The 26,099-nt window shown below is 72.2% G+C and carries 25 protein-coding genes; 17 read left to right on the top strand and 8 right to left on the bottom strand.

Going from position 1 to position 26,099, the window contains the following annotated elements; translation table 11 throughout:
- Positions 1-8: 8 nt before the first annotated feature.
- Positions 9-797: a hypothetical protein gene (locus ACGFZS_RS45820; RefSeq protein ID WP_393800177.1), complete on the bottom strand. Its 789-nt coding sequence runs from the start codon at positions 795-797 to the stop codon at positions 9-11.
- A 302-nt stretch (positions 798-1,099) separates the two neighbouring features.
- Between ACGFZS_RS45820 and ACGFZS_RS45815 the strand changes: the two genes are divergently transcribed.
- Genes ACGFZS_RS45815 through ACGFZS_RS45805 form a run of 3 tightly spaced genes read left to right on the top strand, consistent with a single transcriptional unit; the run spans position 1,100 to position 3,848 of the window.
- Positions 1,100-1,777 (top strand): DedA family protein, encoded by a 678-nt coding sequence (locus ACGFZS_RS45815; RefSeq protein WP_393800176.1) that lies wholly within the window; start codon positions 1,100-1,102, stop codon positions 1,775-1,777.
- A gap of 41 nt (positions 1,778-1,818) precedes the next feature.
- The gene (locus ACGFZS_RS45810) at positions 1,819-2,481 is read left to right on the top strand and encodes a response regulator transcription factor (RefSeq protein WP_393800175.1); all 663 of its coding nucleotides are present in this window, start codon (positions 1,819-1,821) and stop codon (positions 2,479-2,481) included.
- Positions 2,478-3,848, top strand: a complete 1,371-nt coding sequence (locus ACGFZS_RS45805) for a sensor histidine kinase (RefSeq protein ID WP_393800174.1) — start codon at positions 2,478-2,480, stop codon at positions 3,846-3,848. Before ACGFZS_RS45810 ends, ACGFZS_RS45805 begins: the two co-directional genes overlap by 4 nt.
- 22 nt (positions 3,849-3,870) lie before the next feature.
- On the opposite strand, the gene ACGFZS_RS45800 is transcribed toward ACGFZS_RS45805, so the two are convergent.
- Positions 3,871-4,716 (bottom strand): hypothetical protein, encoded by an 846-nt coding sequence (locus ACGFZS_RS45800; RefSeq protein WP_393800173.1) that lies wholly within the window; start codon positions 4,714-4,716, stop codon positions 3,871-3,873.
- A gap of 416 nt (positions 4,717-5,132) precedes the next feature.
- Here ACGFZS_RS45800 and ACGFZS_RS45795 point away from each other — a divergent pair, with 416 nt between their 5' ends.
- Complete coding sequence (locus ACGFZS_RS45795; RefSeq protein ID WP_393800172.1) at positions 5,133-6,137, top strand: substrate-binding domain-containing protein; 1,005 nt, start codon at positions 5,133-5,135, stop codon at positions 6,135-6,137.
- A 14-nt stretch (positions 6,138-6,151) separates the two neighbouring features.
- Here the strand turns inward: ACGFZS_RS45795 and ACGFZS_RS45790 are convergent, their stop codons facing one another.
- A complete protein-coding gene (locus tag ACGFZS_RS45790) occupies positions 6,152-7,165 on the bottom strand; it encodes a LacI family DNA-binding transcriptional regulator (RefSeq protein WP_393800185.1) in 1,014 nt (337 codons plus the stop codon).
- 220 nt (positions 7,166-7,385) lie between these two features.
- Here ACGFZS_RS45790 and ACGFZS_RS45785 point away from each other — a divergent pair, with 220 nt between their 5' ends.
- Genes ACGFZS_RS45785 through ACGFZS_RS45770 form a run of 4 tightly spaced genes read left to right on the top strand, consistent with a single transcriptional unit; the run spans position 7,386 to position 11,675 of the window.
- Positions 7,386-8,342 (top strand): TIM barrel protein, encoded by a 957-nt coding sequence (locus ACGFZS_RS45785; protein ID WP_393800171.1) that lies wholly within the window; start codon positions 7,386-7,388, stop codon positions 8,340-8,342.
- A gap of 10 nt (positions 8,343-8,352) precedes the next feature.
- Positions 8,353-9,777 carry a sugar porter family MFS transporter gene (locus ACGFZS_RS45780; RefSeq protein WP_393800170.1) on the top strand — a complete coding sequence of 475 codons (1,425 nt, stop codon included), beginning with the start codon at positions 8,353-8,355 and terminating at the stop codon, positions 9,775-9,777.
- A gap of 18 nt (positions 9,778-9,795) precedes the next feature.
- Positions 9,796-10,812, top strand: a complete 1,017-nt coding sequence (locus tag ACGFZS_RS45775; RefSeq protein ID WP_393800169.1) for a Gfo/Idh/MocA family oxidoreductase — start codon at positions 9,796-9,798, stop codon at positions 10,810-10,812.
- Positions 10,809-11,675 (top strand): sugar phosphate isomerase/epimerase family protein, encoded by an 867-nt coding sequence (locus tag ACGFZS_RS45770; protein ID WP_393800168.1) that lies wholly within the window; start codon positions 10,809-10,811, stop codon positions 11,673-11,675. Before ACGFZS_RS45775 ends, ACGFZS_RS45770 begins: the two co-directional genes overlap by 4 nt.
- A gap of 83 nt (positions 11,676-11,758) precedes the next feature.
- Here ACGFZS_RS45770 and ACGFZS_RS45765 read toward each other — a convergent pair whose 3' ends face one another.
- On the bottom strand, positions 11,759-13,765 hold the full coding sequence (locus ACGFZS_RS45765; protein WP_393800167.1) for a BTAD domain-containing putative transcriptional regulator: 2,007 nt from the start codon (positions 13,763-13,765) through the stop codon (positions 11,759-11,761).
- 57 nt (positions 13,766-13,822) lie between these two features.
- Here ACGFZS_RS45765 and ACGFZS_RS45760 point away from each other — a divergent pair, with 57 nt between their 5' ends.
- A complete protein-coding gene (locus ACGFZS_RS45760) occupies positions 13,823-14,695 on the top strand; it encodes an alpha/beta hydrolase (RefSeq protein ID WP_365685858.1) in 873 nt (290 codons plus the stop codon).
- 52 nt (positions 14,696-14,747) lie between these two features.
- Here the strand turns inward: ACGFZS_RS45760 and ACGFZS_RS45755 are convergent, their stop codons facing one another.
- Positions 14,748-15,173 (bottom strand): DUF6299 family protein, encoded by a 426-nt coding sequence (locus tag ACGFZS_RS45755; RefSeq protein ID WP_393800166.1) that lies wholly within the window; start codon positions 15,171-15,173, stop codon positions 14,748-14,750.
- 292 nt (positions 15,174-15,465) lie between these two features.
- On the opposite strand from ACGFZS_RS45755, the gene ACGFZS_RS45750 reads away from it, so the two are divergent.
- The 7 genes from ACGFZS_RS45750 to ACGFZS_RS45720 all read left to right on the top strand — a co-directional run bounded on the left by ACGFZS_RS45750 (position 15,466) and on the right by ACGFZS_RS45720 (position 20,945).
- Complete coding sequence (locus ACGFZS_RS45750) at positions 15,466-15,660, top strand: DUF5999 family protein (RefSeq protein WP_365685862.1); 195 nt, start codon at positions 15,466-15,468, stop codon at positions 15,658-15,660.
- Positions 15,661-15,714: 54 nt separating this feature from the next.
- Positions 15,715-16,521, top strand: coding sequence for a class I SAM-dependent methyltransferase (locus ACGFZS_RS45745; RefSeq protein WP_393800165.1), 807 nt, complete (start codon positions 15,715-15,717; stop codon positions 16,519-16,521).
- A 53-nt stretch (positions 16,522-16,574) separates the two neighbouring features.
- Entirely contained in the window at positions 16,575-17,387 is an 813-nt protein-coding gene (locus tag ACGFZS_RS45740; RefSeq protein ID WP_359217282.1) for a PaaX family transcriptional regulator C-terminal domain-containing protein, read from the top strand.
- Positions 17,388-17,576: 189 nt separating this feature from the next.
- Positions 17,577-18,128 carry an adenylyl-sulfate kinase gene (cysC, locus tag ACGFZS_RS45735; protein WP_365685873.1) on the top strand — a complete coding sequence of 184 codons (552 nt, stop codon included), beginning with the start codon at positions 17,577-17,579 and terminating at the stop codon, positions 18,126-18,128.
- A complete protein-coding gene (gene cysD, locus ACGFZS_RS45730) occupies positions 18,125-19,027 on the top strand; it encodes a sulfate adenylyltransferase subunit CysD (RefSeq protein ID WP_393800164.1) in 903 nt (300 codons plus the stop codon). The genes cysC and cysD overlap by 4 nt, the downstream gene beginning before the upstream one ends.
- 2 nt (positions 19,028-19,029) lie before the next feature.
- Positions 19,030-20,238 (top strand): sulfate adenylyltransferase subunit 1, encoded by a 1,209-nt coding sequence (locus ACGFZS_RS45725; protein WP_393800163.1) that lies wholly within the window; start codon positions 19,030-19,032, stop codon positions 20,236-20,238.
- Between the two features lie 257 nt (positions 20,239-20,495).
- Entirely contained in the window at positions 20,496-20,945 is a 450-nt protein-coding gene (locus tag ACGFZS_RS45720; RefSeq protein ID WP_365685881.1) for an ATP-binding protein, read from the top strand.
- Here ACGFZS_RS45720 and ACGFZS_RS45715 read toward each other — a convergent pair.
- The 3 genes from ACGFZS_RS45715 to ACGFZS_RS45705 all read right to left on the bottom strand — a co-directional run bounded on the left by ACGFZS_RS45715 (position 20,905) and on the right by ACGFZS_RS45705 (position 24,800).
- Positions 20,905-22,344 carry an amino acid permease gene (locus tag ACGFZS_RS45715; RefSeq protein WP_393800162.1) on the bottom strand — a complete coding sequence of 480 codons (1,440 nt, stop codon included), beginning with the start codon at positions 22,342-22,344 and terminating at the stop codon, positions 20,905-20,907. The genes ACGFZS_RS45720 and ACGFZS_RS45715 overlap by 41 nt on opposite strands.
- Before the next feature lie 123 nt (positions 22,345-22,467).
- Entirely contained in the window at positions 22,468-23,475 is a 1,008-nt protein-coding gene (gene argF, locus ACGFZS_RS45710; protein WP_393800161.1) for an ornithine carbamoyltransferase, read from the bottom strand.
- Between the two features lie 101 nt (positions 23,476-23,576).
- Positions 23,577-24,800: an arginine deiminase gene (locus tag ACGFZS_RS45705; protein ID WP_393800160.1), complete on the bottom strand. Its 1,224-nt coding sequence runs from the start codon at positions 24,798-24,800 to the stop codon at positions 23,577-23,579.
- Between the two features lie 127 nt (positions 24,801-24,927).
- Here ACGFZS_RS45705 and ACGFZS_RS45700 point away from each other — a divergent pair, with 127 nt between their 5' ends.
- Positions 24,928-26,064 (top strand): SPFH domain-containing protein, encoded by a 1,137-nt coding sequence (locus ACGFZS_RS45700; protein ID WP_393545402.1) that lies wholly within the window; start codon positions 24,928-24,930, stop codon positions 26,062-26,064.
- Positions 26,065-26,099 lie beyond the last annotated feature (35 nt).

Genomic DNA, 26,099 nt, shown 5'->3' with positions numbered 1-26,099 from the left:
ACTGTAGATCAACCGGCGGCGGGGGCGGTGTCCCGGCGGGAGACGGCGAGGTAGCCGACGAAGCAGACGATGGCGACCGTCCAGGCGAGGGTGACCGGCCCGAGGCCGAGGCCGAGCCCGCTGCGGGCGGGGGTGATCGCCATCCAGTCGGCGAGGGAGGCGCCGAGCGGGCGGGTGATGACGTAGGCCGTCCAGAAGGCGGCCACCGCGTTGAGGGCGCCGGCCCGGTGGGCGATCGCGGGCACGCAGATGGCGGCGGCGAAGAGCACCGCCGAGCCGAGGTAGCCGAGGCCGGCGGTGGCGGTCAGGTCGCCGGCGGCGGTGCCGAGCGCGAAGGTGGCGAGGACGGCCGCCCAGTAGAAGACCTCGCGGCGCCGGGTGCGGATGCTGTGGATGGACAGGGTCCGCTCGACGGCGTACCAGAGGGCGAAGACCCCGGTCAGGGCGAGGAGGAAGAAGGGCGTGGAGAGCGTGTAGGGCACGCCGAGGCCGACGTGCAGGATGTCGGCGGCCATCGTGCCGAACACGCTGACCATGACGACGGCGGTCCAGTAGACCCAGGCGATGTAGCGGCGGACGGCGAACTGCACGGCCAGCGAGGCCGCGAACGCGACACCGCCGAGGGCGACCGCGGGCACCGGGCCGAGGACGTGGGCGAGCAGGTCCGAGGCGGTCTCGCCCATCCCGGTGGTGAGCACCTTGATGATCCAGAAGTAGACGGTCACTTCCGGCACCTTGTTCGCCATGGCGCGGAGCGGAACACGGGGCCGGTCGTCGAGGAGGTGCTCTGTGGTCATGAGCGGCACGATGACACGGCGGATCCCCGGTGCCACAGAGGCCTTTGCCATTGTTTTGGGGCTTCTGGTGCATGAGTTTCATCGGCGCGCGGCCAACCTGACCGCAACCTGAACACCTCGGCGAAGGCCCTGTTCAGGCCGGTCGGCGTGCTGATAGGCAGGAGGGTTTCCGGCCCGGCGGCCGGGCCGTCGGCGCACGCCGTACCGCGCGATCGTCTACAGTGCCAGCAGACGTCTACAGGACTGTAGTCATTCGTGTGACCGTGACCCTGTCGGATCTTCCCAGGAGAGGCCCTCCGACCATGACGACACCGATCACCGCCGCCTCGCAGCTGGCCGTGAACGTACTCGACGCCCATTCCCTGCTGGCGGCCTTCGGCGTGCTGGGCGTCGGGGTGGTGATGTTCGTCGAGACCGGGCTCCTGGTGGGGTTCTTCCTGCCCGGCGACTCCCTGCTGTTCACGGCCGGCCTGCTGTGCACGGGCACCGCCGAGGGGACCGTGCACCTGTCGCTGGGCCCGCTGCTCCTCGCGGCCGCGGCGGGTGCGCTGGCCGGGGCGCAGTGCGGATATCTGCTCGGCCGGAAGGCGGGCGCCACGATGCTGGCCCGCGGCCGTTCGCAGCGGCTGCGCGAGGGCGCGCAACGCGCCGAGGAACTGCTGGAGCGCTACGGCTACGCCAAGGCCATCGTCCTGGCCCGGTTCGTGCCGGTGGTCCGGACGGTGCTCAATCCGCTGGCGGGCGCGCTGGAGGTGCCGGTACGGACGTTCACCCTCTGGCAGGCCGTCGGCGGGCTCGTGTGGAGCGTGGGCCTCACCCTCGCGGGCTACGGGCTGGGTTCGACGATCCCGAACGTCGACCACTACCTGCTGCCACTGGTGGCGCTGATCGTGGTCGTGTCGCTGCTCCCGCTGCTCGCCGAGGTGTACCGGGGCCGCCGCACCGCCCGGACCGCCCGGCCCGAGGGCGGGGACAGGTGACCGGGGCGCCGACTCTACGGCCGATGGACTGACGGAGAGTCATGCCGCACCGGATCCTTGTCGTCGAGGACGATCACGCCCTGCGTGACGTGCTCCGCCGCGGCCTGGCCGAGGAGGGCTTCGAACCGGTGCCCGCGGCCGACGGCGCCACCGCGCTGCGGCTGACCGACCACGGCCTCGCCGCCGCCGTCCTGGACGTCGGACTGCCCGACGCGGACGGCCGGGACGTCTGCCAGGCCATGCGCGCGGGCGGTTTCGCCGCCCCGATCATCTTCCTGACGGCCCGTCACGGCCTCACCGACCGGCTGTCCGGGTTCTCCGCCGGGGCCGACGACTATCTGCCCAAGCCGTTCCACCTCGCCGAACTCGTCGCCCGGCTGCGGGCCACGCTCAAGCGTGCCGCCCCGCCGGTCATGGCCAGGGCCGGCGACATGGTGCTCGACGCCACCCGGCACCGGGCGCGCGTCGGCGCCGTGGACGTCGGCCTGTCCCCCACCGAGTTCCGGCTGCTGGCCACCCTCGTCGCCGCCGGCGGCACCCTGGTGAGCCGCCGCGACCTGGTCCGGGCCGCCTGGCCGGACGGGGCCCAGGTCAGCGACAACACCCTCGACCAGTACCTGACCCGGCTGCGCCGCAAGCTGCGCGAGGCGGGCAGCGACCTGAGCCTGGGCACGGCGCGCGGGATCGGCCACCGGCTCTCATGAACACCCCGCTCCGCCACCTGGCCCCCCACACCCTGCGCGGCCGGCTCTCGCTCGTGGCGGTGACCATCGCGGCACTCCTGATCACCGTGCTGACCGTGGCGTTCACCACCGTGACGGACCGGCATCTGCGGCACCAGGCGGACGACGAGCTGCGCACCCGGGCGGCCGCCGTCGCCACGACCGTCGACACCAGCGGCCGGCGGGTACGGATCCTGGACACCGTCAACGACGGCCTCCTCGACGCCAACTCCTGGATCTACGCCGGGACCCGCCTCCTGGAGAAACCACCGGCGGCCGCCGCCCCCCTGACCCGGGCCGCCGGCCGGCTCGCCGCGGGACGGCACGACGGCTGTACGACCGTGGAGACCGCGAACCCCCGCTTCGTCCGGCTCTGCGCCCGCCCCGTGACCGGCCGCCGCAGCACGGCCACCGTCGTCACGGCCCTGGACCTCGCGCCGTACCGGAACTCGGCGGACACCCTGCTGGTGGGGTCCCTGGTCCTGGACGGCGTCATGCTCGCGGGCACCTACGCGCTGACCCGGCTGGCCGTGGGGCGGGCGCTGCGCCCCGTGCGCACCATGACCGACCAGGCCACCGAGTGGAGCGCCGTCGGCTCCGCCGAGCGCTTCGGCGCGGCCCGGCAGCCGGCCGAACTGGCCCGCCTGGGCGCCTCGTTGGACGCGCTCCTCGACCGCATCCGGAGCGTGCTGCGGCACGAGCGGCAGCTGACCGGGGAGCTCTCCCACGAGCTGCGCACCCCGCTCACCCGGATCATGATCGAGCTCGACTGGTGGCGGGCCCGCCCGCGCTCCGCCACCGAGACCCGCGCCACCCACGAGGTGATGGCCGAGGCCGCCCGCTCCATGCGGACCATCTGCGACACCCTGCTCGACGACGCCCGCGAGGACGCGCTCGGCGCGAGCACGGCTCCCGGTACCGCCCAGGTCGTCCCGGTGCTGCGCCGGCTGGTCGGGAACCTCGGCCCGCAGGACCGGGTGACGGCCGTCGTCGACGTCGGCGATCCGGCGCTGGCGGCGGGCGTCGCCCCCGCCCTCCTCGAACGCATCGTCAGTCCGCTGCTGGCCAACGCGGTCCGGCACGCCCGCGCCACGGTGACCGTGTCCGCGCGACGGCTGCCGGACGGGGTGCGGATCGACGTCACGGACGACGGTCCCGGCGTACCGGAGGCGTTCCTCGGCGCGCTCTTCCAGCCCGGCCGCCGCGCCGACCGGGACGACGGGCACGACGGCGCGGGCCTCGGGCTGCCGCTCGCACGGCGCCTGGCCCGCTCCGTCGGCGGCGAGGTGTCCCACGACCCCGGGCACACCGGCGGAGCGCGTTTCCTGGCCGACCTGCCCGCCGGCTGAGAGCCCGCGGCCCGGCCTGCTCTCAGCCGGCCCTGCGCTCCCGGACCTGCGCAGAGGCCATGAGGCCGAGCAGCAGGGCCAGCAGGACGGCCGAGGACCCGGCCGTGCCGAGGTCGAGACCGCCCTTGGCGACCGGCTTGGTCAGGAGGTCGCCCGCGGTGGCGCCGAGCGGGCGGGTGAGGACGAACGCGATCCAGAACAGCAGGACGTTCGGCACCACGGGCACCTTCATCAGGGCCACCAGGACGGCGAGCAGCCCGGTCACCAGGAGCGCGCCGCCCGCGTAGCCGAGGCCGGAACTGTCGGACAGGAAGTCGCCCATGGAGGTGCCGAGGGTGTTGGAGACGAGGATCGCCGACCAGAACAGGGCCTCGCCGCGGAAGGTGACGATGTCGCGGATCTGGAAGGTCATCCCGCTCAGCCGCCAGACGGCGAAGACGACCAGCAGGATCGAGATGAGGATCGCCGCGCCGGCCGGGTAGCCGAGGCCGAGGCCCTGGGGTCCCCAGCCGAGCGACGTGGCGCCGCCGGACAGGTACTGGGCACTCGCGTCGCGGTTCATGAAGTCGGACATCGTGGTGCCGGCCATGCTGGTCGACAGGATGACCGTCCAGTAGAAGAACGGGTTGTAGCGGCGGGACCCGAGCTGGACGACAAGGGTCACCACGAAGATCAGGAACAGCGCGATCGTGGTGAGGAAGTAACCCAGCTTCAGGGTCTGGGAGAAGAGGTCGCCGGCCGTCTCACCGAGGGTGGTCGCGGCGATCTTCATGATCCAGAACGCCGGCGTCACCTCCGGGAGTTTCTTCATCACCGACGTGGCCGTGCCCGGGACATCGGGGTCGGCGAGGACTTCGGACTGTTCCAAGGTGGGGGGTTCCTGTTCAGTTTCCGTCGTACCGCGGGGGGGGGTGTGACCGCGCGCGGACGGCCACCAGGACCGACCTTGACAGAACCGGCCTGAACGCATCCTGAACGGCTTGCGGGGCAGCTCGGCCTCTTTGTTGGAACGTCATGACAAAGTCATTGACATCCCCTGAGGGCCGCCCCATAGTACGTGTCACTAGAGCGCGCTAATAAAGCGCTCTAGCACAGCAGCGGACGTCGGCGGCCGCACCCCTTGGCCGTCGGCACGGAGCTCCGTCCCCGCCCGTGCGCGGCACCCGGCCGGCCACCGGTGCCGCGGTCGCCACCACCGGCGGACCGCTTATCCCCTCCCCGTATATCTCCCGCTCGTTCCGCTCCCCGGAGCCGATCCAGACCGCACAGCGAGGTGCAAGGGACATGCACAGAAACCACCGAGCCGCCGCCATGGCCGCCACCGTTCTCGCGGGCGTCCTGCTCGCCACGGGCTGTTCCAGCAGCTCCGGCGGCAAGAAGTCCGAGGACAGCGGCGCGGCCGCGTCCGCCGGCAAGGCGTCCACGCCCCGCATGACGGTGGCCATGATCACCCACGCCCAGCCCGGCGACACCTTCTGGGACCTGATCCGCAAGGGCGCCGCCGCGGCGGCCGCCAAGGACAACATCAAGCTGGTCTACTCCGCCGACCCGAGCGCCGCCAACCAGGCCAACCTGGTGCAGAACGCGATCGACCAGAAGGTCGACGGCATCGCCCTGACGGCCGCCACGCCCGACGCGCTGAAGTCCGTCACCGCCAAGGCCGAGGCGGCCGGCATCCCCGTCGTCGGCTTCAACTCCGGTGTGGACGCCTGGAAGAAGCTCGGCATGCTCGAGTACTTCGGCCAGGACGAGAACATCGCGGGCCAGGCCTTCGGCGAGCGCCTCAACAAGCTCGGCGCCAAGCACGCCCTGTGTGTCGTGCAGGCCCAGGGCCAGGTCGCCCTGGAAGCCCGCTGCGCGGGTCTGGCCAAGGGATTCAAGGGCAAGACCGACAAGATCTACGTCAACGGCACCGACATGCCCTCGGTCAAGTCCACCATCACCGCCAAGCTCCAGCAGGACTCCTCGATCGACCAGGTCGTCACCCTCGGCGCCCCGATCGCCCTGACCGCCGTCCAGTCCGTCAAGGACGCCGGCAGCAAGGCCGAGATCGCCACCTTCGACCTCAACAAGGACCTGGTGTCCGCCATCCAGGACGGCTCGATCGAGTTCGCGGTCGACCAGCAGCCGTACCTCCAGGGCTACCTCGCGGTCGACGCCCTGTGGCTGTACAAGAACAACGGCAACTACAGCGGCGGCGGCGCGGCCCCCGTCCTGACCGGCCCCGCGTTCGTCACCAAGGACAACGCCGACACGATCGCCAAGTTCGCCGCCAACGGCACCCGCTGACGATCCGTCAGCGATCAGCGGGCACTCGGGCCGTCCCCTTCGGGGGGCGGCCCGCTCGTGCCGCGCACCACCAGCTTCGGGTCCAGCACCGCCTCGCGCGGCTCCAGTCCGGGGTCCTCCAGCCGCTCCACGGCGAACCGCACCGCGTACTCGGCCATCAGCCCCGCGTCCTGCCGCACGGTGGTGAGGCCGACCGGCATGAGGTGGGAGAGATGGCTGTCGTCGAAGCCGACCACCGAGATGTCCCGGGGGACCTCGACACCGGCGCGGGTCATGGCCATCAGCACACCCATCGCGCACCGGTCGTTGCCCGCCAGCACGGCCGTCGGCAGGGGCAGCCCGCGGTCGCGTTCGGCCAGCAGCAGCCGTCCGGTCTCGATACCGGACTGCTCGGTGTGCTCACCCGGCAGCACCCGGATCTCCGGCTCGAGACCGTGCCGGCGCATCGCGGCCCGGTAGGAGCGCCGCCGCTCGGCCGAGCCGGGCCCCCGGCCGCCGTCGATGTGCACGATCCTGCGGTGCCCGAGCTCGGCCAGGTAGTCCATGGCCTGCCGGACGCCCTTGCTCTCGGCACTGTGCACGAAGTCCACCCGGGCCCGCGGCACCCGGCGGCTGACCGACACCGTGACGGCACGCTGGCCGAGCCCGTCGAGATAGGCGGGGTCCGTCTCGGGGCCGAGCAGGATCAGCGCCTCGCAGCGGTGGCCGAGCAGCGCCTCGACCGCCTTCTCCTCGCTGCGGCCCTGGGCGGCGGCCGAGAGCAGCACGTCGTAGCCGAGCCGCTCGGCCTCCGGGTAGATGCCCTCGATGAGGTCGGTGTGGAAGGTCTGGTGGACGGTGAACATCACGCCGAGGGTGCGGCTGCGGCCGCGGGCCAGCAGCCGGGCCGCGCTGTCGGGCCGGTAGCCGATCTCGTCGGCGACCCGCAGCACCCGCTCACGGGTCTCCTGGCTCGCGCCCGGCTGGTTGCGGAACACGATCGACACCAGCGCCCGGGAGACCCCCGCCCTGTCGGCGACGTCGGCCATCGTCGGCCGCCGCCGGCCCGCTGCATCCACCTGAGCACCCACCCTTCGACGGAGCCCCAGCCTAGGCCCTGCGCTCGGCGGCTCCAGGAAATCCCCCGGTAACAAGGTATTGACATGACATTCGGACAGGGGTCATCGTACTCGCACTAGAGCGCGCTAGTAGAGCGCGGCAGCCTCCGCACGGCAGAACTCTGCGTCCCCTCTCCCCGAAGGACACACCATGGCGACGGCGCCATCCCCCCTCCGCACCACCGTGGGCAACCTGTGCCTCGGCTCCGCGCCCGACTCCTGGGGCATCTGGTTCCCGGAGGACGAGCACCAGGTCCCGTACACCCGCTTCCTCGACGAGCTGAAGCAGGCCGGCTACGAGTGGTTCGAGCTCGGGCCGTACGGCTACCTGCCCACCGACCCGCGGCGGCTGAAGGAGGAGCTCGACGCCCGTGGGCTCAGGGTCTCCGGCGGCACCGCGTTCGGCGCGCTGCACCGCCCCGGGGCCTGGGACGAGATGCTCGCCCACGTCCGCCAGGTGGCCACGCTCACCCAGGCCGCCGGCGCGCACCACCTGGTCCTCATCCCGCCGATGTACCGGGACGAGAGGACCGGCGCGTTCACCGAGTCGCCCGAGCTGACCGCCGAGCAGTGGGCGGGCTTCGGCAAGGCCGCCGACCGGCTGGGCCGGCTGCTGCTCGACGAGTACGACGTACGGCTCGTCGTCCACCCGCACGCGGACAGCCACATCCAGACCCAGCCGGAGATCGAGCGGCTGCTGAACGAGTCCGACGGCCGGTACACGAACCTGTGCCTGGACACCGGGCACGTGGCCTACGGCGGCGGTGACAACGTCGACCTGATCCGCCGCTTCGGCGAGCGCGTCGGCTATGTCCACATCAAGCAGATGGACCCGGAGGTGCTCGCCCAGGTCGCGGCCGAGGACCTCGGCTTCGGCGAGGCCGTGCAGCGGGGCGTGTGCGTGTCGCCGCCGGCCGGCGTGCCGAACCCGGCCGACGTGGTGGCGGAGCTGGCCAGGCTCGACGCCGAGCTGTTCGTGATCGTCGAGCAGGACCTCTACCCGTGCGCCCCCGAGGTGCCGCTGCCCATCGCCACCAGCACGCGTGCGTACCTGAACGGCCACGGCCTGTCCGGTACCCGGCGCCCCACCCTGAACCCGAACCGGTAGGAGGCGGCCGATGAACGTCAGGGACGACACGATCCGGGCCACCGTCCCCGTCGCCGACCAGCCCTCCGCGGCGGTCTCCCGGCGGCTGCGGCTCATCACGATCATCGCCACCTTCGGCGGTCTGCTCTTCGGCTACGACACCGGTGTCATCAACGGTGCCCTGCCCTACATGAGCAAGGACCTCGGGCTGAACTCGGTCACCGAGGGCATGGTCACCAGCTCGCTGCTGCTGGGTGCCGCGCTCGGCGCGGTGGCCGGCGGCCGCCTCTCGGACGCACGGGGCCGCCGCCGTACGATCCTCACCCTCGCGGTGCTGTTCTTCGTCGGCGCCCTCGGCGCCACCCTCGCACCGACCACCGCGGTCATGATCGTGGCCCGCTTCGTGCTGGGCCTCGCGGTCGGCGGCGCCTCGGTGACCGTGCCGGTCTACCTCGCGGAGATCTCCCCCGCCGAGCGGCGCGGCGCCCTGGTCACCCGTAACGAACTGATGATCGTCAGCGGGCAGTTGCTGGCCTTCACCTCCAACGCGGTCATCGCGAACGTGGGCAGCGAGTCCGGTGGCATCTGGCGCTGGATGCTCGTGATCGCCACCGTCCCGGCCGTGGTGCTGTGGTTCGGCATGCTCGTCATGCCCGAGAGCCCGCGCTGGCTGGCCTCGCAGACCCGCTTCACCGAGGCGCTGGACGTCCTGAAGCAGGTCCGCTCCCGGCAGCGCGCCGAGGCCGAGCTGGCCGAGGTCTCCGCGCTCGCCGTGAAGGAGGAGCAGGAGAAGCTCGGCGGCTGGCAGGACGTGCGGAACACGCCGTGGCTGCGCAAGCTGATGTTCGTCGGCTTCGGCATCGCGATCGTGCAGCAGATCACCGGCGTCAACACGATCATGTACTACGGCACGCAGATCCTCTCGGACGCCGGTTTCGCCTCGGACACCGCGCTGACCGCGAACATCGCCAACGGGGTGATCTCGGTGCTGGCCACCTTCGTCGGCATCTGGCTGCTGGGGCGGGTCAACCGCCGTCCGATGCTGATGACCGGTCAGATCGGTACGACGGCGGCCCTGTTGCTGATCGGCGTGTTCTCGCTGGTGCTGCCGACGGGCGACGGACGGGCCTACGCCGTGCTCGCCATGACGGTCACCTTCCTCGCCTTCCAGCAGGGCGCGATCTCCCCGGTGACCTGGCTGATGCTCTCCGAGATCTTCCCGATGCGGATGCGCGGCTTCGGGATGGGCATCGCGGCCGTGGTGCTGTGGCTGACCAACTTCGTGATCGGGCTGGTCTTCCCGTCGCTGGTCGCCGCGATCGGGATCTCCAACACGTTCTTCCTGTTCGTCGTGGCGGGGATCTTCTCGCTCACCTTCGTGAAGCTCTACGTCCCCGAGACCAAGGGCCGCACCCTCGAAACCCTCGAAGCCGAGCTCCGCGCACGCTTCTCCTGACCACGTGAAGGAATCACCATGACTGTTCGAGTAGGAGTGATCGGCGCCGGCTGGATCGGCAAGGAGCACATCCGGCGCCTCACCCACACCGTCACCGGCGCCCGGGTCACGGCCGTCACCGACATCGACCCGGGCCGTGCCGCCGAGGCCGCCGAGCCGGTCGGCGCCCGGGTGCTGCCCGACGGCGCCGCCGTGGTCGCGGCGGACGACGTGGACGCCGTCCTCGTCACCTCCTGGGGCCCCACCCACGCCGAGCACGTCCTGAACGCGATCGCCGCCGGCAAACCGGTCTTCTGCGAGAAGCCCCTCGCCACGACCGCGGAGGACTGCCTGCGCATCGTCGAGGCCGAGCAGGCGCACGGCCGCCGCCTGGTCCAGGTCGGCTTCATGCGCCGCTACGACGCCGGGTACCGCCAGATGAAGCAGGTCATCGAGGCGGGGACGATCGGCGAACCGCTGATCGTGCACTGCGCCCACCGCAACCCGACCGTCCCGGAGTCGTATACCTCCGAGATGGCCTCGCTGGACACGGCGGTGCACGAGGTCGACGTGCTGCGCTGGCTCCTCGACGACGAGATCGTCTCCACCCAGGTGCTCACGCCGCGTGCGACCGGCAAGCGGTTCGCGCACCTCAAGGACCCGCAGATCATCCTCTTCGAGACCGCCAAGGGCGTCCGCATCGACCTGGAGGTCTTCGTCAACTGCCAGTACGGCTACGACATCCAGTGCGAGGCGGTGGGTGAGGAGGGCCTGGTCCGGCTGCCCGACCCGGCCGCGGTCGGCGTCCGCACCGCCGGCCGGCACAGCACCGAGGTCCTCACCGACTGGGTCGGCCGCTTCCGGGACGCCTTCGACACCGAGTTCCGCGAATGGATCGCGGGTATCGCGGCCGGCGAGGCACCGACCGGCCCCTCCGCCTGGGACGGCTACGCCGCCACCGTCATCACCGCCGCGACCGTCGAGGCCCTGGAGTCCGGCAGCGTTGTCGCCACCGCCATCAAGCCCCGCCCGGCCTTCTACGGAGGCACCGCGTGAAGATCGCCCTCGACCCGTACATGTTCCGCGCCCTGCCGATCGACGACATGGTGCGCACGGTGGCCGAACTCGGCTACGAGTACATCGAGTTGTCGCCGCGCGACGACTTCATGCCGTTCTTCCTCCACCCGCGCGCGGACGACGAGCGGATCGCGGAGCTGAAGAACTCCCTGCGCACGCACGGGGTGAAGCTGTCCTCGGTGCTGCCGCTGTACAAGTGGTCGTCCCCGGACGAGACCGAGCGGCAGGCGGCCGTCCGCTACTGGAAGCGGATGATCGAGATCACGGCGGACCTCGAATGCCCGCTGATGAACAGCGAGTTCAACGGGCGCCCGGAGCGGGCGGCGGAGAGCGAGGCGGCCTTCTGGCGCTCCCTTGAGGAACTTCTCCCGCTCTTCGAGCGCGAGGGCATCGCCCTCAACCTGGAGGCGCACCCGGACGACTTCTGCGAGGAGAACACCCCCGCGGTGGACCTGGTCCGCGCGATCAACAAGCCGTGGGTGAACTACCTCTACTGCGCCCCGCACTCCTTCCACCTGTCGGGCGCCGACCCGACGGCGGACATCGCGGCGATGATGCGGTACGCCGGGGACAAGCTCCAGCACGTGCACATCGCGGACTCCTTCAACCACAAGGGCTCCAGCGGGCTGCGCTACATCCTCAACCCGCCCGGCACCGCGGCCCGGATCCACCAGCACCTGGACATCGGCCAGGGCGAGGTCGACTGGAACGCGTTCTTCGGCACCCTGCGCGAGCTGGACTTCGACGGGGTCGCCACGGCGTGTGTCTTCGCGTGGGAGGAGCGGGCGCGCGAGTCCTCTGCGTTCATGCTGGACCGGATCAAGAAAGAGCTGGCTGCGTAGGGGCTTGTTGTTCGGCTGCGGCGCCGTCGTGGCTGGTCGCGCCCACGCGGCGGTAGCCGCATATCAGATACTGCCCCGCGCCCCTAAAGGGGCGCTGGTCGGCTGAGGGTGTTTTCGATCGCCGTCAGCCAGGTGTCGATCGGGCCGGCTGTGAGCAAACCGCTTCCCGCGCCGGCGAGTTGGCCGGTGGCCGGGCGGAGGGCTTCCTGGCAGCGGCGGAGTGTCGGGCGGTCGTCGAGGTCCAGGGCGACGGCTGCCACGACACACCACAGTGCCTCCTGCACGAGGTCGGCAGGGGGTTCGGGCAGTGCGCGGAGCGCGTCTCGGGCTGCCCGTTCGTCGTGGGCGGCGAGGGCGAGCGCGGGCCGGATCCAGGGGAGGTAGGGACCCCAGTCGGCGTCCGGGTCGATGGCGGTCCGGAGGCCGTACGGTCGCCCCGCGAGGTGGAGGCAGAGCAGGGCGAGGGGAAGCAGGCCGTCGCGGACGCCGGGCATCCCCGGTCCGTCCAGCAAGCGGTCGACCTCACGGTAGGCGTCTTCGACGGCGCCGCGCGCAAGGGGCGGCCGGTCCTCCTCCACCGACGCCAGCCGCACCGCCCGGTATCCCGTCGTGAACACCCGTACCAGTGGCAGCTCGTGACGGTCCGCCAGCCGGTCGGCCGTCGTGGCGTGTTCGTCGGCTGTGGGGAAGTCGGCGAGGGCGGAGCGTGCCTGGACGCGGATCAGGTGGCCGAGGACCTCGTAGGCGATCAGGCCGTGTCGCTGGGCGAGGGTGACCAGTTCGGTGCCGATGGTGTCGCGGCGTGGGGCGCGGCCGGGCCGGGTGCAGGACTGCATGAAGACGCCGTTGAGGGCGAAGGCGAGCAGGGCCGGGTCGTCCAGGCGGCGGGCGAGCCGTTCGGCCTCGGCGGCGGCTCGCGGGGCGCGGGCCGACCGAGTGCCGCGTGACTCCAGGGCGACGGTGGCGAGCAGCCGGCAGCGGGCCGTGTCCTGGGCGGGGGTGGCGGGGAGCCGGGCCAGTGCCCGTTCGGCGGCCTCGACGATCCGGGCGGCGCCCACCGGATCGTCCGAGCGGGTCCAGATCGCGGGGACGTCGTAGGCGCCGATGACCCGGGCGGTGAGTTCCGGGTCGCCGGACTCCTCGGCCGCGGTGATCGCCGCGAGGCGGTGCTCCCGGGCGGCGGCCAGTCCGCCGGAGCCGGTCACCGCGAGGGTGCGCAGCAGGCCGACGGTCGCTTCGAGCCGGGCCCGGGCACCGGCGGCGACGGTACGGTCGTACGCCTCGGCCGCCCGGGACCACACCCGTGCCGCCGTGGCGCCGCGTTCCGCGTCCAGGCCGGGGTGCTGCGCGAGGACGTCGGCCTCCAGGCGGCGCAGGGCCGGGCCGGGGTCGACGCCGAGCTGGTCGGCGAGGGTGGCGCGGGCCCGGCGCAGCACGGCGAGGGCGTCGCCCTGGCGGCCGCTCCGGTACAGGGCGAGCGCCAGCAGCCGCCAGCCCTCCTCGCGCCACGGGTGCCCGCTGAGGTGGGCGTCCAGATCGGGCACCGCCTCGGCCGGCCGGCCCGCCGCCAGCAGCGCCCCGGCCCGCTGTTCCACCGCCCGCAGCCGCAGCTCGGCGAGGCGCGCCCGCTCGCCCGCGCACCACGCCTCGTCCGCGAACTCGGCGTAGGCGGGGCCCCGCCACAGCTCCAGCGCCGCCCGCAGCGACAGCGCGGCCCGCGCGGGTTCCTCCTCGGCGGCCGTCTCCACGGCCGTCTCGAACCGCCAGGCGTCCACCGCCTGTGCCCGCAGGGCGTAGCCGGGGCCGTCGGTGACCAGCAGCCGGGGCGGGGTGCGGGGCGGGCGGCCGGGTTCGAGGGCGCGCCGCAGATCGCCCACGAAGGTGCGGACGGTACCGACGGCGGTGGGCGGCGGCTCCTCCCAGAGGTCGGCGACCAGCCGGGCGACGGGGACGACCCGTCCGCGGGCGACGATCAGCCGGGCCAGCACGGCACGGTGCCGGGGGCCCTTCAGGGCGAGCGGTACACCGTCGTGCTCGGCCGTGACCGGCCCGAGCACCCCGAAGGCGACCTGGTCCCTGTCCCTGCTCACCCGCCCACCGTACGTGCCGCTGATCGGCTGCTGATCCGGGCGCGGGAGCCTCGGCGCATGAACATCCCCGGTTTTCGGCAGCACCGCGTCCCGGTCGCGGACGGCGTGTCCCTGCACACGTCCGTCGGCGGCACCGGCAGTCCCGTCGTGCTGCTGCACGGTTTCCCCCAGACCCGTCTGATGTGGCGGCACGTGGCGGCCGGTCTCGCCGCCGACCACACCGTGATCTGCCCCGACCTGCGCGGCTACGGCGCCAGCGACAAGCCGGCCGACGTGGACGGGACGTCGTACGCGAAGCGGACCATGGCGGCCGATGTGGTGGCGCTCGCCCGGGCTCTGGGGCATGAGCGTTTCGCGCTGGCGGGGCACGACCGGGGCGCGCTGGTCGCGTTCCGGGCCGGCCTCGACCACCCGGACGCGGTCACGCACCTGGCCCTGCTGGACGTCCTGCCGACGCTGGACATGTGGGAGGTGCTGCGCGGGAGCACGGCCGCCGTGGCCTTCCATCTGTACCTGATGGCCCAACCGCCGGGGCTGCCGGAGCAGTTGATCGGCGCGGCCCCGGACCTCTTCTTCGGTCACTTCCTGGACCTGTGGTCCCGCACTCCGTCGGCGATCCCCGCCGACGTCCGCGCCGCCTATCTCGCGGCCTGCCGGGCGGCGGTGCCGTCGATCGTGGCCGACTACCGGGCCTCGGCGGGCGTCGACACCGAGCACGACCGGGCCGACCGGGCCGCCGGGAACGTGCTGCGGATGCCGGTCACCGTGCTGCAGCAGGACTGGGGGGCCGCACTCGGCTACGACGCGGCGGGGCTGTGGCGGGCCTGGGCGCCGGAGCTGGAGCACCGGACGGTGAGCTGCGGGCACTTCATGGCGGAGGAGGCGCCGGAGGAGGTGACCGCGGCGATCGGGAAGCTGCTCTCGCGCTGAGCGGGCGGGCGGCCCGGCACCGCTGGGGTGCCGGGCCGCCTGCGGCCGGGTGTCAGGCCTCGGAGAGGGTGATGTCCTGCTGTCCGGTGGCGTGGAAGGTCGGCAGCGGCAGGCCGCCCGAGGGACGCAGCTCCATGATCGTGGCCTCGACGTGGGCCGCGCCGGGCTCCAGCTTCTCCGAGGTCACCTTGCTGGTGTTCGTCCAGCGGTGCTCGGCGCCGTCGCACACGGCCCGGGTGCCGCCGATGCCGTGGCGGTAGTTCGGCGAGCCCTGGCTGAGCGAGGAGCTGATGAACACCGGGCCCGTGGCGCCGGTGCAGGTGTAGGTGCCGGAGAGGGTGACCGTGCCGTCGGCGGCGAGCCGGCCGGCCGGGTCGACGGTGACGGACTCGTTGGGGGCGGCGATGGCGGGGCCGACCGCGGCACACAGCAGGGCGGCGGAACCGAGGGCCGCGGCGAGGAGGGGGCGTACGCGCATGGCTTCCTTCCCGGATCAGGGGGTGGGGGTATGCCCTGCATACCGGGCGCCCGGGCCACCAGGCGTGACCATCACCCCTTCGGTGGCGCGTCCCACCGGCACCCGACGCCGACCGCGCCGGACCGGAGGCGGTGGTTCATGGCGGACGGGCGGCGTCCGTGTCCGGGGTGTCTGTGAGTTGTCCGCGTGTTGTCACAGGTCGCGGTGGGTGGTTCCCCGGCGTTCACGACCGGAGCATGGTCTGGGTATGTCTCTCGGCGAACGCGCCGCAGGCTTCCCGTGGAGGTGCGCCATGTGTTCCCACCAGTTCCCGAGCGCGACGGCCGACCGCGGCCTCTCGCACATCGTCGCCGCCCACCCCGAGCAGGGCTGGACCCTGCTGTGCGACGGGGCGATCGTCTTCGACGACACGGGTGAGCTGCACCCCGACGGCAGTGTGGTGCCGCCGCGGCGCGGCCCGGCCGAGCGGCTCGCCGTCGCCGCCTGAGCGCGCCGGGCGAGTCGGGGGGAGCACCGGCCACGAGGCCGGTACAAAGGCCGCATGCCCCTCCCCGACGACCACGGCGGCTACGGCGAACGGCTGCTCGGGCAGTCCAGGCCCGGCGAGGCGGACCGCCTGGCGGCCCTGGCGGACGCCTGCGACCCGGCGACCTTCGCCGTACTCGACACGCTCCCGCTCGCCCCGGACAGCCGCTGTCTGGACGTCGGCGCCGGGCTCGGCACCATCGCCCGCCGGCTGCTCGCCCGCTGTCCGCAGGGCAGGGTCACCGCCGCCGACCTCGACACCCGGTTCCTCGACGGGACGGCCGATCCGCGGCTGGACGTCCGGCGGCTCGACGTCCGCACCGCCGACCTCCCGGCCGGCTCCTTCGACCTGATCCACGCCCGCAACCTCCTCGCCCACCTCCCGGACCGCGAGCGGGTGCTCACCCGGCTGGTGGGCTGGCTCGCCCCCGGCGGCTTCCTCTACGTCGAGGACGTGTCGTTCTTCCCGGTCGACTCCTCGCCGCACGCCGCCTACCGGACGCTGATGCGGGCCGGCCTGGCCACCGTCGGCCGTACCGTCGGCAGCGACCTCGACGGCTGGGCCCGCTCCTACCCCGCCCCGCTGCTCGCCCGGGGCCTCACCGACGTCGGGCTGCGGGTGCGCTGCGCCCCGGTCACGGCGGACAGTCCGGACGGGGTGCTGTGGCGGCGGTCCCTGGAACAGGTCCGGGACGCGATCGTCGACGGCGGCGCGGCCACCGGGCGGGAGGTCGACGAGGGCCTCGCCTGCTTCGCGGACCCCGCGTTCACCGACCTCGCGCCGGCCCTGGTCGCCGCCTGGGGCCGGGCCCCGCGTTCCTGACTCACGTTCAGCCGGGCACCTGAGGTGACCAGCAGTGATGCCGGGGACCTAAAATGATCAACGTGTCCGAGCCACACGCCCCGAGGTCCCTCATCGTCACGCTCTACGGCGCGTACGGCCGCTTCCTGCCCGGCCCGGTGCCCGTCGCCGAGCTGATCCGGCTGCTGGCCGCCGTGGGCGTGGACGCCCCGTCCGTACGCTCGTCGGTGTCCCGGCTGAAACGGCGCGGGCTGCTGTCCCCGGCCAGAACCGCGCTGGGCGCCGCCGGGTACGAGGTCTCCGCGGAGGCACGGCAGCTGCTCGACGACGGCGACCGCCGGGTGTACGCGGCGGCGCCGCCGCAGGACGCGGGCTGGGTGCTCGCTGTGTTCTCGGTGCCCGAGTCGGAGCGGCAGAAGCGGCATGTGCTCCGCTCCCGGCTGGCCGGGCTCGGCTTCGGCACGGCCGCGCCGGGGGTGTGGATCGCGCCGGCCCGGCTGTTCGAGGAGACCCGGCACACCCTGCGCCGGCTCGGTCTCGACCCGTACGTGGACTTCTTCCGCGGCGACCATCTCGGCTTCGCGCCCACCACCGAGGCGGTCGCCCGCTGGTGGGACCTGACGGCGATCGCCAAGGCGCACGAGCAGTTCCTCGACGCCCATGAACCCGTGCTGCGCGGCTGGGAACACCGGACGGACACCCCGCCCGAGGACGCCTACCGGGACTATCTCCTCGCCCTCGACTCCTGGCGCCATCTGCCGTACACCGACCCGGGGCTGCCGACGGACCTGCTGCCCGCGGACTGGCCGGGCATCCGCTCGGCGGCCGTCTTCCGCGCGCTGCACGAGCGGCTGCGGGACGCGGGGGGCGCCTTCGTCGGCCTGTGAACACTCACACCCGCTGTGAATGGAACCAGATCTGTGAAATGTTCATTGCAGGACCCTGTGACCTCTTGCGTACCACGAGTCACTCAGCTAAACCTCAGCTTCCTTAACCACTCCTCTCAGACTTCTTACCTACTCTTCGACGGGTCGTACGCGAGTTTGAGTAGTAGGTAAGGAAGAGGTCTGTTGCGGATGACCACCACGCCAAGGGCTCAGGGGGCCACGGTCTGGCTGACGGGGCTGCCGAGCGCGGGCAAGACGACGATCGCCCGGCTCCTCGGCGACCGGCTCAAGGCCCAGGGACATCGCGTGGAGGTTCTCGACGGCGACGAGATACGCCGCTTCCTCTCGGCCGGCCTCGGCTTCTCCCGGGAGGACCGCAACACCAACGTCCAGCGCATCGGGCTGGTCTCCGAGGTGCTCGCGCGCAACGGCGTGCTCTCCGTGGTCCCGGTGATCGCCCCCTACGAGGACAGCCGTGAGGCGGTGCGGGCCCGCCACGAGAAGAGCGGGACGCCGTACCTGGAGGTGCATGTGGCGACCCCGGTCGAGGTCTGCAGCGAGCGGGACGTGAAGGGCCTGTACGCCAAGCAGGCGGCGGGCGAGATGACCGGGCTGACCGGCGTCGACGACCCGTACGAGCCGCCCACCGACCCGGCGCTGGTGCTGCACACCGAGCACCAGACCCCGCAGGAGTCGGCCGACGCGGTGCACGCGCTGCTGGTCGAGCGGGGGCTGGCATGAGCACCTTCACGCTGTCCCATCTGGACGCGCTGGAGTCCGAGGCGGTCCACATCTTCCGCGAGGTGGCGGGCGAGTTCGAGCGGCCGGTGATCCTGTTCTCCGGCGGCAAGGACTCCATCGTCATGCTGCACCTGGCGCTCAAGGCGTTCGCGCCCGCGCCGGTGCCCTTCTCGCTGCTGCACGTCGACACCGGGCACAACTTCCCCGAGGTCCTGGAGTACCGGGACCGCACGGTGGAGCGGCACGGGCTGCGGCTGCACGTCGCCTCCGTGCAGGACTACATCGACCGGGGTGTGCTGCGCGAGCGGCCCGACGGGACCCGTAACCCGCTGCAGACGGTGCCGCTGACGGAGAAGATCCAGAGCGAGCGCTTCGACGCGGTGTTCGGCGGCGGCCGCCGGGACGAGGAGAAGGCCCGCGCCAAGGAGCGGGTGTTCTCGCTGCGCGACGAGTTCTCCCAGTGGGACCCGCGGCGGCAGCGCCCCGAGCTGTGGAACCTGTACAACGGCCGGCACGCCCCCGGCGAGCACGTCCGCGTGTTCCCGCTCTCCAACTGGACCGAGCTGGACGTCTGGCAGTACATCGCCCGCGAGGAAATCGAACTGCCGGAGATCTACTACGCCCACCACCGCGAGGTGTTCCGGCGCGGCGGCATGTGGCTGACCGCCGGTGAGTGGGGCGGCCCCCGTGAGCACGAGACCGTCGAGAAGCGCCAGGTGCGCTACCGGACCGTCGGTGACATGTCCTGCACGGGCGCGGTGGACTCCGACGCCGACAGCATCGAGAAGGTGATCGCCGAGATCGCCGCCTCCCGGCTCACCGAGCGCGGCGCCACGCGTGCCGACGACAAGCTCTCCGAGGCCGCGATGGAAGACCGCAAGCGCGAGGGGTACTTCTAAGCATGAGCACGACCATCGACACCCTGCGGTTCGCGACCGCCGGCTCGGTCGACGACGGCAAGTCCACCCTCGTGGGACGGCTGCTGCACGACTCCAAGTCGGTCCTCGCCGACCAGCTGGAGGCCGTCGAGCAGGCCTCCCTCAGCCGTGGCAAGGACGCCCCCGACCTGGCGCTGCTCACCGACGGTCTGCGCGCCGAGCGCGAGCAGGGCATCACCATCGACGTGGCCTACCGCTACTTCGCCACCCCGAAGCGCCGGTTCATCCTCGCCGACACCCCCGGGCATGTGCAGTACACCCGGAACATGGTCACCGGCGCCTCCACCGCCGAGCTGGCGATCGTCCTGGTCGACGCCCGCAACGGGATCGTCGAGCAGACCCGCCGGCACGCGGCCGTGGCCGCCCTGCTCCGGGTCCCGCACGTGGTGCTCGCCGTCAACAAGATGGACCTGGTCGGCTACGAGCGGGCCGAGTTCGAGCGGATCGTCGCCGACTTCACCGCGCAGACCGCCGAGCTGGGGCTCCCGGAGGTCACCGCGATCCCGGTCTCCGCGCTCGTCGGCGACAACGTCGTCGACCGGTCCACGCGGATGGACTGGTACGACGGCCCGGCGCTCCTGGAGTTCCTGGAGAGCGTCCCGGTCGCCGCGGACGCGGCCGACGCCCCGGCCCGTTTCCCGGTCCAGTACGTCATCCGTCACGGTGACATCCGTCACTACGCGGGCCAGCTGGTCTCCGGCTCGCTGCGGGTCGGCGACCGGGTCACCGTCCACCCGTCCGGCGAGACCTCCGAGATCACGGCGATCGACGTGCTGGGCACCGCCGTCGAGTCGGCGCACGCCCCGCAGTCCATCGGGGTGCGCCTGGCCGACCAGCGGGACGTCTCGCGCGGTGACATGATCACCGCCGGTACCGAGGTGCCCGTGCTCACCCAGGACGTCAGGGCGGCCGTCTGCCATCTGGCCGACCGGCCGCTCAGGGTCGGCGACCGGGTGCTGCTCAAGCACGCCACCCGGACCGTCAAGGCGATCGTCCGGGACCTGGCGGGCGCCGGCGAGCTGACCGCCAACGACCTGGGCCGGATCACCCTGCGCAGCGCCGAGCCGCTGCCGCTGGACGCCTACGCGGTCTCCCGTCGTACCGGCGCGTTCATCCTGATCGACCCGGCGGACGGCGCGACCCTCACGGCGGGCATGGTCGAGTTCGGCTGAGCCCGGCCGCCTACGCGCGAAAGATGCCCCCGGCGATCGCCGGGGGCATCTTCGTGTGCGCGGTCATGGCGTCACAAGGTCACGGCGCGTCAATAAGGCGGTAACAGTGGAGCCGGCTGTGCGAGACCGGCCGGAGGGCGGGGTAAGCCACCCGTTACCGGGGCGAAGGTCCCGTCCGGGGGGCGCCGAGAGCCTCCGGGACCGGCCCCGTACCATTCCTACAGTTGAAAGCAGGACAAGCAGTGATCGCCTGCGCCATGAACGGAATCGCCGTGTACGAACCACCTTCCACCGCCTCCTGGCGTATCGCGCTGCCGCACACCGTCGCGGCCGTGCCGGTCGCCCGTGCCCTGGTGCGTTCGGCGATGGAGGAGACGGACCACGCGGCGGACCCCGACACCGCCGAGCTGCTCACGGCGGAGCTGGTCGCCAACGCCGTCGAGCACACCGCGGGCAGGGGGCCGATAGAGCTGGTCGTCGAGCTGCTGCCGAGCGGCTGCAAGGTCGAGGTGCACGACCCGGACCCGGCGCCGCCCGGCCATCTCACCCGTCCGGTGATCGAGGAACCCGACCCCATGCAGGAGGGCGGGCGCGGCCTGCTGCTGATCCGCGCCCTCAGCTCGTCCTGCGGGCACCGCCCCACCGAGTCCGGCAAGGCGGTGTGGTTCAGGCTTCCTGTAGTACCGCGTCAGTGGCGTCCGGCGTAGCGACGACCGCCGCCGTGGCCAGCGTCGAGTTGCGGCGCCCGTAGCCGAGGTAGACCAGCAGGCCCACCGCCAGGAACACGGCGAACTGGAGCCAGGTCGTCCACCCGGTCTCGTACATCAGATAGAGGCAGAAGCCGACACCCAGCAGGGGCACCACGGGGTGGAGCGGGACCCGGAAGGTGCGGGCGAGGGCCGGTTCGCGGCGGCGCAGGGCGATCACCGCGATGTTCACCACGGCCATGATCGCGAGGGTGCCGACGGTGCAGAGGTTCATCACCGCGTCGAGCGGGGCGAAGGCCGCCGGGAGCGCGAAGACGACCGCCACGATCAGGGTGCCGGCGACGGGGGTGGCGGTCTTGGGGGAGACCTTCTCGAAGACGCGCGGGATCAGTCCGTCCCGGGACATGGACATCAGGATGCGGGTCTGGCCGTACATCACCGCGAGGACCACGGAGGCGATGGCGACGACCGCGCCGAAGGCGATCACCCCGCCGCCGACCGTGGACCCGGTGACCTGGTTGACGACGTAGGAGAGGGCCGCGGGACGCCCGGCCACCTGATCGCCGCCGATGGCGCCGGTCGCGGCGAGCGCGACCGCGCAGTAGAGCAGGGTGACCACGCCCATGCAGACGAGGATCGCGACCGGGATGTCCCGGCGCGGGTTCTTCGCCTCCTCGCCGGCCGTGGTGATCGCGTCGAAGCCGATGTACGAGAAGAACGCGGCCGTGGTGCCGGCGCCGATGCCGCCGAGCCCGGCCGGGGAGAACGGGACGAGGTTGCCGTCCTTGAAGGCGCTGAAGCCGATCGCGCAGAAGGCGACCAGGACGACCAGCTTGACGGCCGCCATCGCGGCGGTGGCCCGGGCGCTCTCCCGCACCCCGCGCACCAGCAGCACGGCGGCCAGCGCGATGACGACCACCGCGGGGAGGTTCACGATCCCGCCGTCGCCGGGGCCCGCGGCCAGGGCGTGCGGGAGCTGGAGGCCGGTGAGGCTGTGCAGCAGTTCGTCGACGTACTGGCTCCAGCCGACCGCGACGGCCGAGATCGAGACGCCGTACTCCAGGAGCAGGCACCAGCCCACCAGGAAGGCGGTGGACTCGCCGAGCCCTGCGTAGGCGAAGGAGTACGACGATCCGGAGACCGGGATCGCGCCGCCCAGCTCGGCGAAGGAGAGCGCGGTGAAGACGCAGGTGATCGCGGCGAGCACGAAGGAGACGACGACGGCGGGGCCGGCCTGGGCGACCGAGTCGGAGAGGCCGACGAAGATGCCGGTGCCGACGATCGCGCCGATGCCGAAGCAGATCAGCTGGAAGAGGCCCATGGTGCGGCGGAGGCCGTGGCCCGCGCGGTCGGCGCCGGATTCGGCGACCAGCAGGTGCGGGGACTTGATGCGGGGCATGCGGGTGGTGCTCGTTTCTGGTGGTGCGGTGCGATCCGGGGTCGGTCGCGGCGGCGGCCCCGGCGAGGGGTGGTGCGGGGCCGCCGCAAAGAATAGGGCCTGTTCGGTACTTCGGTACGGGGGTCAGGCCAGGGTGGCGACCAGGACGGCCTTGATGGTGTGCATCCGGTTCTCGGCCTCGTCGAAGACGACGGAGAACTCGGACTCGAACACCTCGTCGGTGACCTCCAGCTCGGTCAGGCCGTGCCGCTCGTAGATCTCGCGGCCGACGTCGGTGCCGAGGTCGTGGAAGGCCGGCAGGCAGTGCAGGAACTTGACGTCGGCGTTGCCGGTGGCGCGCAGCACGTCCATGGTGACGGCGTAGGGGCCGAGCAGCGCGATCCGCTCGTCCCAGACCTCCTTGGGCTCCCCCATCGACACCCAGACGTCGGTGGCGACGAAGTCGGCGCCGCGCACGCCCTCCTTGACGTCCTCGGTGAGCGTGATCCGGGCGCCGGAGGCGGCGGCGAGCTGCTGGGCCAGGTCGACGATCGTGTCGTCCGGCCACAGCACGCGGGGGGCGACGATCCGTACGTCCATGCCGAGCAGGGCGCCGGTGACCAGGTAGGAGTTGCCCATGTTGTAGCGGGCGTCGCCGAGGTAGGCGAAGGCGATGCCGGTGAGCGGCTTGTCGCTGTGCTCGGTCATGGTGAGCACGTCGGCGAGCATCTGGGTGGGGTGCCACTCGTCGGTGAGGCCGTTGTAGACGGGGACCCCGGCGAACGCGGCCAGCTCCTCCACCACACCCTGGCCATGGCCGCGGTACTCGATCGCGTCGAACATCCGGCCGAGGACCCGGGCGGTGTCCTTCACCGACTCCTTGTGCCCGATCTGCGAACCGGCCGGGTCGAGGTAGGTGGTGACGGCGCCCTGGTCGGCGGCGGCGACCTCGAAGGCGCAGCGGGTGCGGGTGGAGGTCTTCTCGAAGACCAGCGCGATGTTCCTGCCGCGCAGCCGCTGGGTCTCGGTCCCGGCCTTCTTGGCCGCCTTCAGCTCGGCGGCCAGCTCGACCAGCCCGCGGAACTCCTCCTGGGTGAAGTCCAGTTCCTTGAGGAAGTGGCGGCCGGCGAGGGCGGTCGGGACAGTCGCCATGGGGCGCTCCAGCGGTAGGGGGACAGGGTTCAGCTTCAGGGACCATGGAAGTCTATACGATGTTCCACATTTCTATACAGGCGGCTGGGTGGCCGGATCCGTCACACCGCGTCCCGCTCCACCGGGCAGCTCATACAGCGCGGACCGCCCCTCCCCCGGCCCAGTTCGCTGCCGGGGATCTCGATCACCTCGATGCCCTGCTTGCGCAGATGGGTGTTGGTGGTGGAGTTGCGCTCGTAGGCGACCACGACACCGGGTTCGACGGCGAGGACGTTGCAGCCGTCGTCCCACTGCTCGCGCTCGGCCGCGTGGACGTCCTGGGTGGCGGTCAGCACCCGGATCTCGTTCAGGCCGAGGGCGGCGGCGATCGCGCGGTGCATGTGCTCCGGCGGGTGGTCGGTGACCTTGAGCTCCTTCTCGCCGACGCCCGGTTCGATGGTGTACGAGCGGAGCATGCCGAGCCCGGCGTACTGGGTGAAGGTGTCGGCGCCGACCATCGTCATCACGGTGTCGAGGTGCATGAAGGCGCGCCGCTTCGGCATGTCCAGGGCCACGATCGTGCGCGCCGAGCCCGCCGCGAACAGCTTGTGCGCGAGCATCTCGACGGCCTGCGGGGTGGTGCGCTCGCTCATCCCGATCAGGACCGCGCCGTTGCCGATCACCAGGACGTCGCCGCCCTCGATGGTGGAGGGGTAGGCGGCCTGCCCCTCGGACCAGACGTGGAACGTTTCCGCACGGAAGAGGGGGTGGTGCCGGTAGATCGCCTCGAAGTGCACGGTCTCGCGCTGCCGGGCCGGCCAGCGCATGGCGTTGATGGAGACCCCGTCGTAGACCCAGGCGGAGGTGTCCCGGGTGAAGAGGTGGTTGGGGAGCGGTTCGAGGAGGAAGTCGTCAAGATCCATGACGTGGAAACGAACAGAGGTGGGCTCCTCGTGCGCGCCCAGGAACTCCCGCTTGGTCATGCCGCCGACCAGCGCCTCGGCCAGCTCGCGCGCGGGCAGTTTCTCGAAGGCGGCGCGCAGATGGTCGGTGGCGAGCGGGCCGTACTCCTTCTCGTCGAAGACCCGGTCCAGGACGAGGGAGCGGGCGGCCGGGATCTCCAGCGCCTCCTCCAGCAGGTCGCCGAAGAGGTGGACGGCGACCCCGCGGTCGCGCAGCACGTCGGCGAAGCCGTCGTGCTCGGCCCGGGCCCGGCGCACCCAGAGGACGTCGTCGAAGAGGAGGGCGTCCTTGTTGCTCGGGGTGAGCCTTTTCAGCTCCAGGTCCGGCCGGTGCAGGATGACGCGGCGCAGCCGCCCGGCCTCGGAGTCGACGTGGAATCCCATGTCTCCATCCTGACCATCGAGGACCGCGTTCACCCCCTGCTTGACCGTTTCCTTTTCTCGTCCCCTTGACGACAAGCGCCGGGCGCTGGATTATGGTCGCACTGACTCTAAATCACGAGGGGGGACCATGGCCGACATCACCCGGCGGCTCGGCCGGCGCCATCTGCGCGGGGTGCCGACGGCGCACGTCCGACACCACCGGGACGGGCGGCTGGTGCACGACGGACCGGGGCTCAGCTTCTGGTTCCGCGCGCTCACCGCGGCCATCTCGGAGATACCGGTCGACGACCGCGAACTGGCGATGACCTTCCACGCCCGTACGGCCGACTTCCAGGACGTGGCGGTGCAGGCGACGGTCACCTACCGCATCGGCGACCCGGCGGCGGCCGCCGCCCGCCTCGACTTCTCGATCGACCCGGACACGGGGGTGTGGCGGGGTACCCCGCTGGAACAGCTGGGCACGCTGCTCACGGAGACGGCCCAGCAGCACGCGCTGCACGTGCTGGCCCGGACCCCGCTGTCGGCGGCGCTGGTCGACGGGGTGGCGGCGGTGCGGGAGCGGATCGCGGCGGGGCTGGGGGCCGAACCCCGGCTGCCGGCGACCGGTATCGAGGTGGTGGCCGTCCGGGTGATGGCGCTGCGGCCGGAGCCCGAGGTGGAGCGGGCGCTGCGCACCCCGGCCCGGGAACAGATCCAGCAGGAGGCCGACCGGGCCACCTACGAGCGGCGGGCGGTGGCCGTCGAGCGGGAGCGGGCGATCGCCGAGAACGAGCTGGCCAGCCAGATCGAACTGGCCCGCCGCGAGGAGCAGCTCGTCGAGCAGCGCGGCACCAACGCGCGCCGCGAGGCGGAGGAGGCCGCGGCGGCCGACGCGGTCCACGCGGAGGCGGAGGCCGCCCGCACGGTGAAGCTCGCGGAGGCCGAGGCCGCCCGCTCCGTGAAACTGGCGGAGGCCGAGGCCGCCCGCTCCGTGACCCTCGCGGAGGCGGAAGCGGCCCGGTCCGTGAAGCTCGCCGACGCCGAGGCGGCCCGCGCGATCACCCTCGCTCGCGCCGAGGCCGCGGGGGCGCGAGAGGTCGGCGAGGCCCGAGCCGCGGCACAGGCGGCCTGGCTGCGCGTACACAGCGAGGTCGACGTCGCCACCCTCCACGCCCTCACCGGCACCCGCCTCGCCGAAAACCTCCCCCGCATCGACAGCGTGACCGTGTCCCCGGACGTACTGACCGGACTCCTGGCGAAGCTGGGCTCGGGGGAGCAGGCATGAACGGGCTGCGCCGGCTCCTGACCGGGCGGCACGCG

The organism is Streptomyces sp. NPDC048288 (assembly GCF_043201555.1).
Taxonomy (GTDB): Bacteria; Actinomycetota; Actinomycetes; order Streptomycetales; family Streptomycetaceae; genus Streptomyces.
This window is presented reverse-complemented; position numbering and strand designations above follow the sequence as displayed.

Coding starts and splice junctions, on each gene's coding strand:
- ACGFZS_RS45820 (WP_393800177.1), bottom strand. CDS start 797: ATGACCACAGAGCACCTCCTCGACGACCGGCCCCGTGTTCCGCTCCGC.
- ACGFZS_RS45815 (WP_393800176.1), top strand. CDS start 1,100: ATGACGACACCGATCACCGCCGCCTCGCAGCTGGCCGTGAACGTACTC.
- ACGFZS_RS45810 (WP_393800175.1), top strand. CDS start 1,819: ATGCCGCACCGGATCCTTGTCGTCGAGGACGATCACGCCCTGCGTGAC.
- ACGFZS_RS45805 (WP_393800174.1), top strand. CDS start 2,478: ATGAACACCCCGCTCCGCCACCTGGCCCCCCACACCCTGCGCGGCCGG.
- ACGFZS_RS45795 (WP_393800172.1), top strand. CDS start 5,133: ATGCACAGAAACCACCGAGCCGCCGCCATGGCCGCCACCGTTCTCGCG.
- ACGFZS_RS45790 (WP_393800185.1), bottom strand. CDS start 7,165: ATGGCCGACGTCGCCGACAGGGCGGGGGTCTCCCGGGCGCTGGTGTCG.
- ACGFZS_RS45785 (WP_393800171.1), top strand. CDS start 7,386: ATGGCGACGGCGCCATCCCCCCTCCGCACCACCGTGGGCAACCTGTGC.
- ACGFZS_RS45780 (WP_393800170.1), top strand. CDS start 8,353: ATGAACGTCAGGGACGACACGATCCGGGCCACCGTCCCCGTCGCCGAC.
- ACGFZS_RS45775 (WP_393800169.1), top strand. CDS start 9,796: ATGACTGTTCGAGTAGGAGTGATCGGCGCCGGCTGGATCGGCAAGGAG.
- ACGFZS_RS45760 (WP_365685858.1), top strand. CDS start 13,823: ATGAACATCCCCGGTTTTCGGCAGCACCGCGTCCCGGTCGCGGACGGC.
- ACGFZS_RS45755 (WP_393800166.1), bottom strand. CDS start 15,173: ATGCGCGTACGCCCCCTCCTCGCCGCGGCCCTCGGTTCCGCCGCCCTG.
- ACGFZS_RS45750 (WP_365685862.1), top strand. CDS start 15,466: ATGTGTTCCCACCAGTTCCCGAGCGCGACGGCCGACCGCGGCCTCTCG.
- ACGFZS_RS45745 (WP_393800165.1), top strand. CDS start 15,715: ATGCCCCTCCCCGACGACCACGGCGGCTACGGCGAACGGCTGCTCGGG.
- ACGFZS_RS45740 (WP_359217282.1), top strand. CDS start 16,575: ATGATCAACGTGTCCGAGCCACACGCCCCGAGGTCCCTCATCGTCACG.
- cysC (WP_365685873.1), top strand. CDS start 17,577: ATGACCACCACGCCAAGGGCTCAGGGGGCCACGGTCTGGCTGACGGGG.
- cysD (WP_393800164.1), top strand. CDS start 18,125: ATGAGCACCTTCACGCTGTCCCATCTGGACGCGCTGGAGTCCGAGGCG.
- ACGFZS_RS45725 (WP_393800163.1), top strand. CDS start 19,030: ATGAGCACGACCATCGACACCCTGCGGTTCGCGACCGCCGGCTCGGTC.
- ACGFZS_RS45720 (WP_365685881.1), top strand. CDS start 20,496: ATGAACGGAATCGCCGTGTACGAACCACCTTCCACCGCCTCCTGGCGT.
- ACGFZS_RS45715 (WP_393800162.1), bottom strand. CDS start 22,344: ATGCCCCGCATCAAGTCCCCGCACCTGCTGGTCGCCGAATCCGGCGCC.
- argF (WP_393800161.1), bottom strand. CDS start 23,475: ATGGCGACTGTCCCGACCGCCCTCGCCGGCCGCCACTTCCTCAAGGAA.
- ACGFZS_RS45705 (WP_393800160.1), bottom strand. CDS start 24,800: ATGGGATTCCACGTCGACTCCGAGGCCGGGCGGCTGCGCCGCGTCATC.
- ACGFZS_RS45700 (WP_393545402.1), top strand. CDS start 24,928: ATGGCCGACATCACCCGGCGGCTCGGCCGGCGCCATCTGCGCGGGGTG.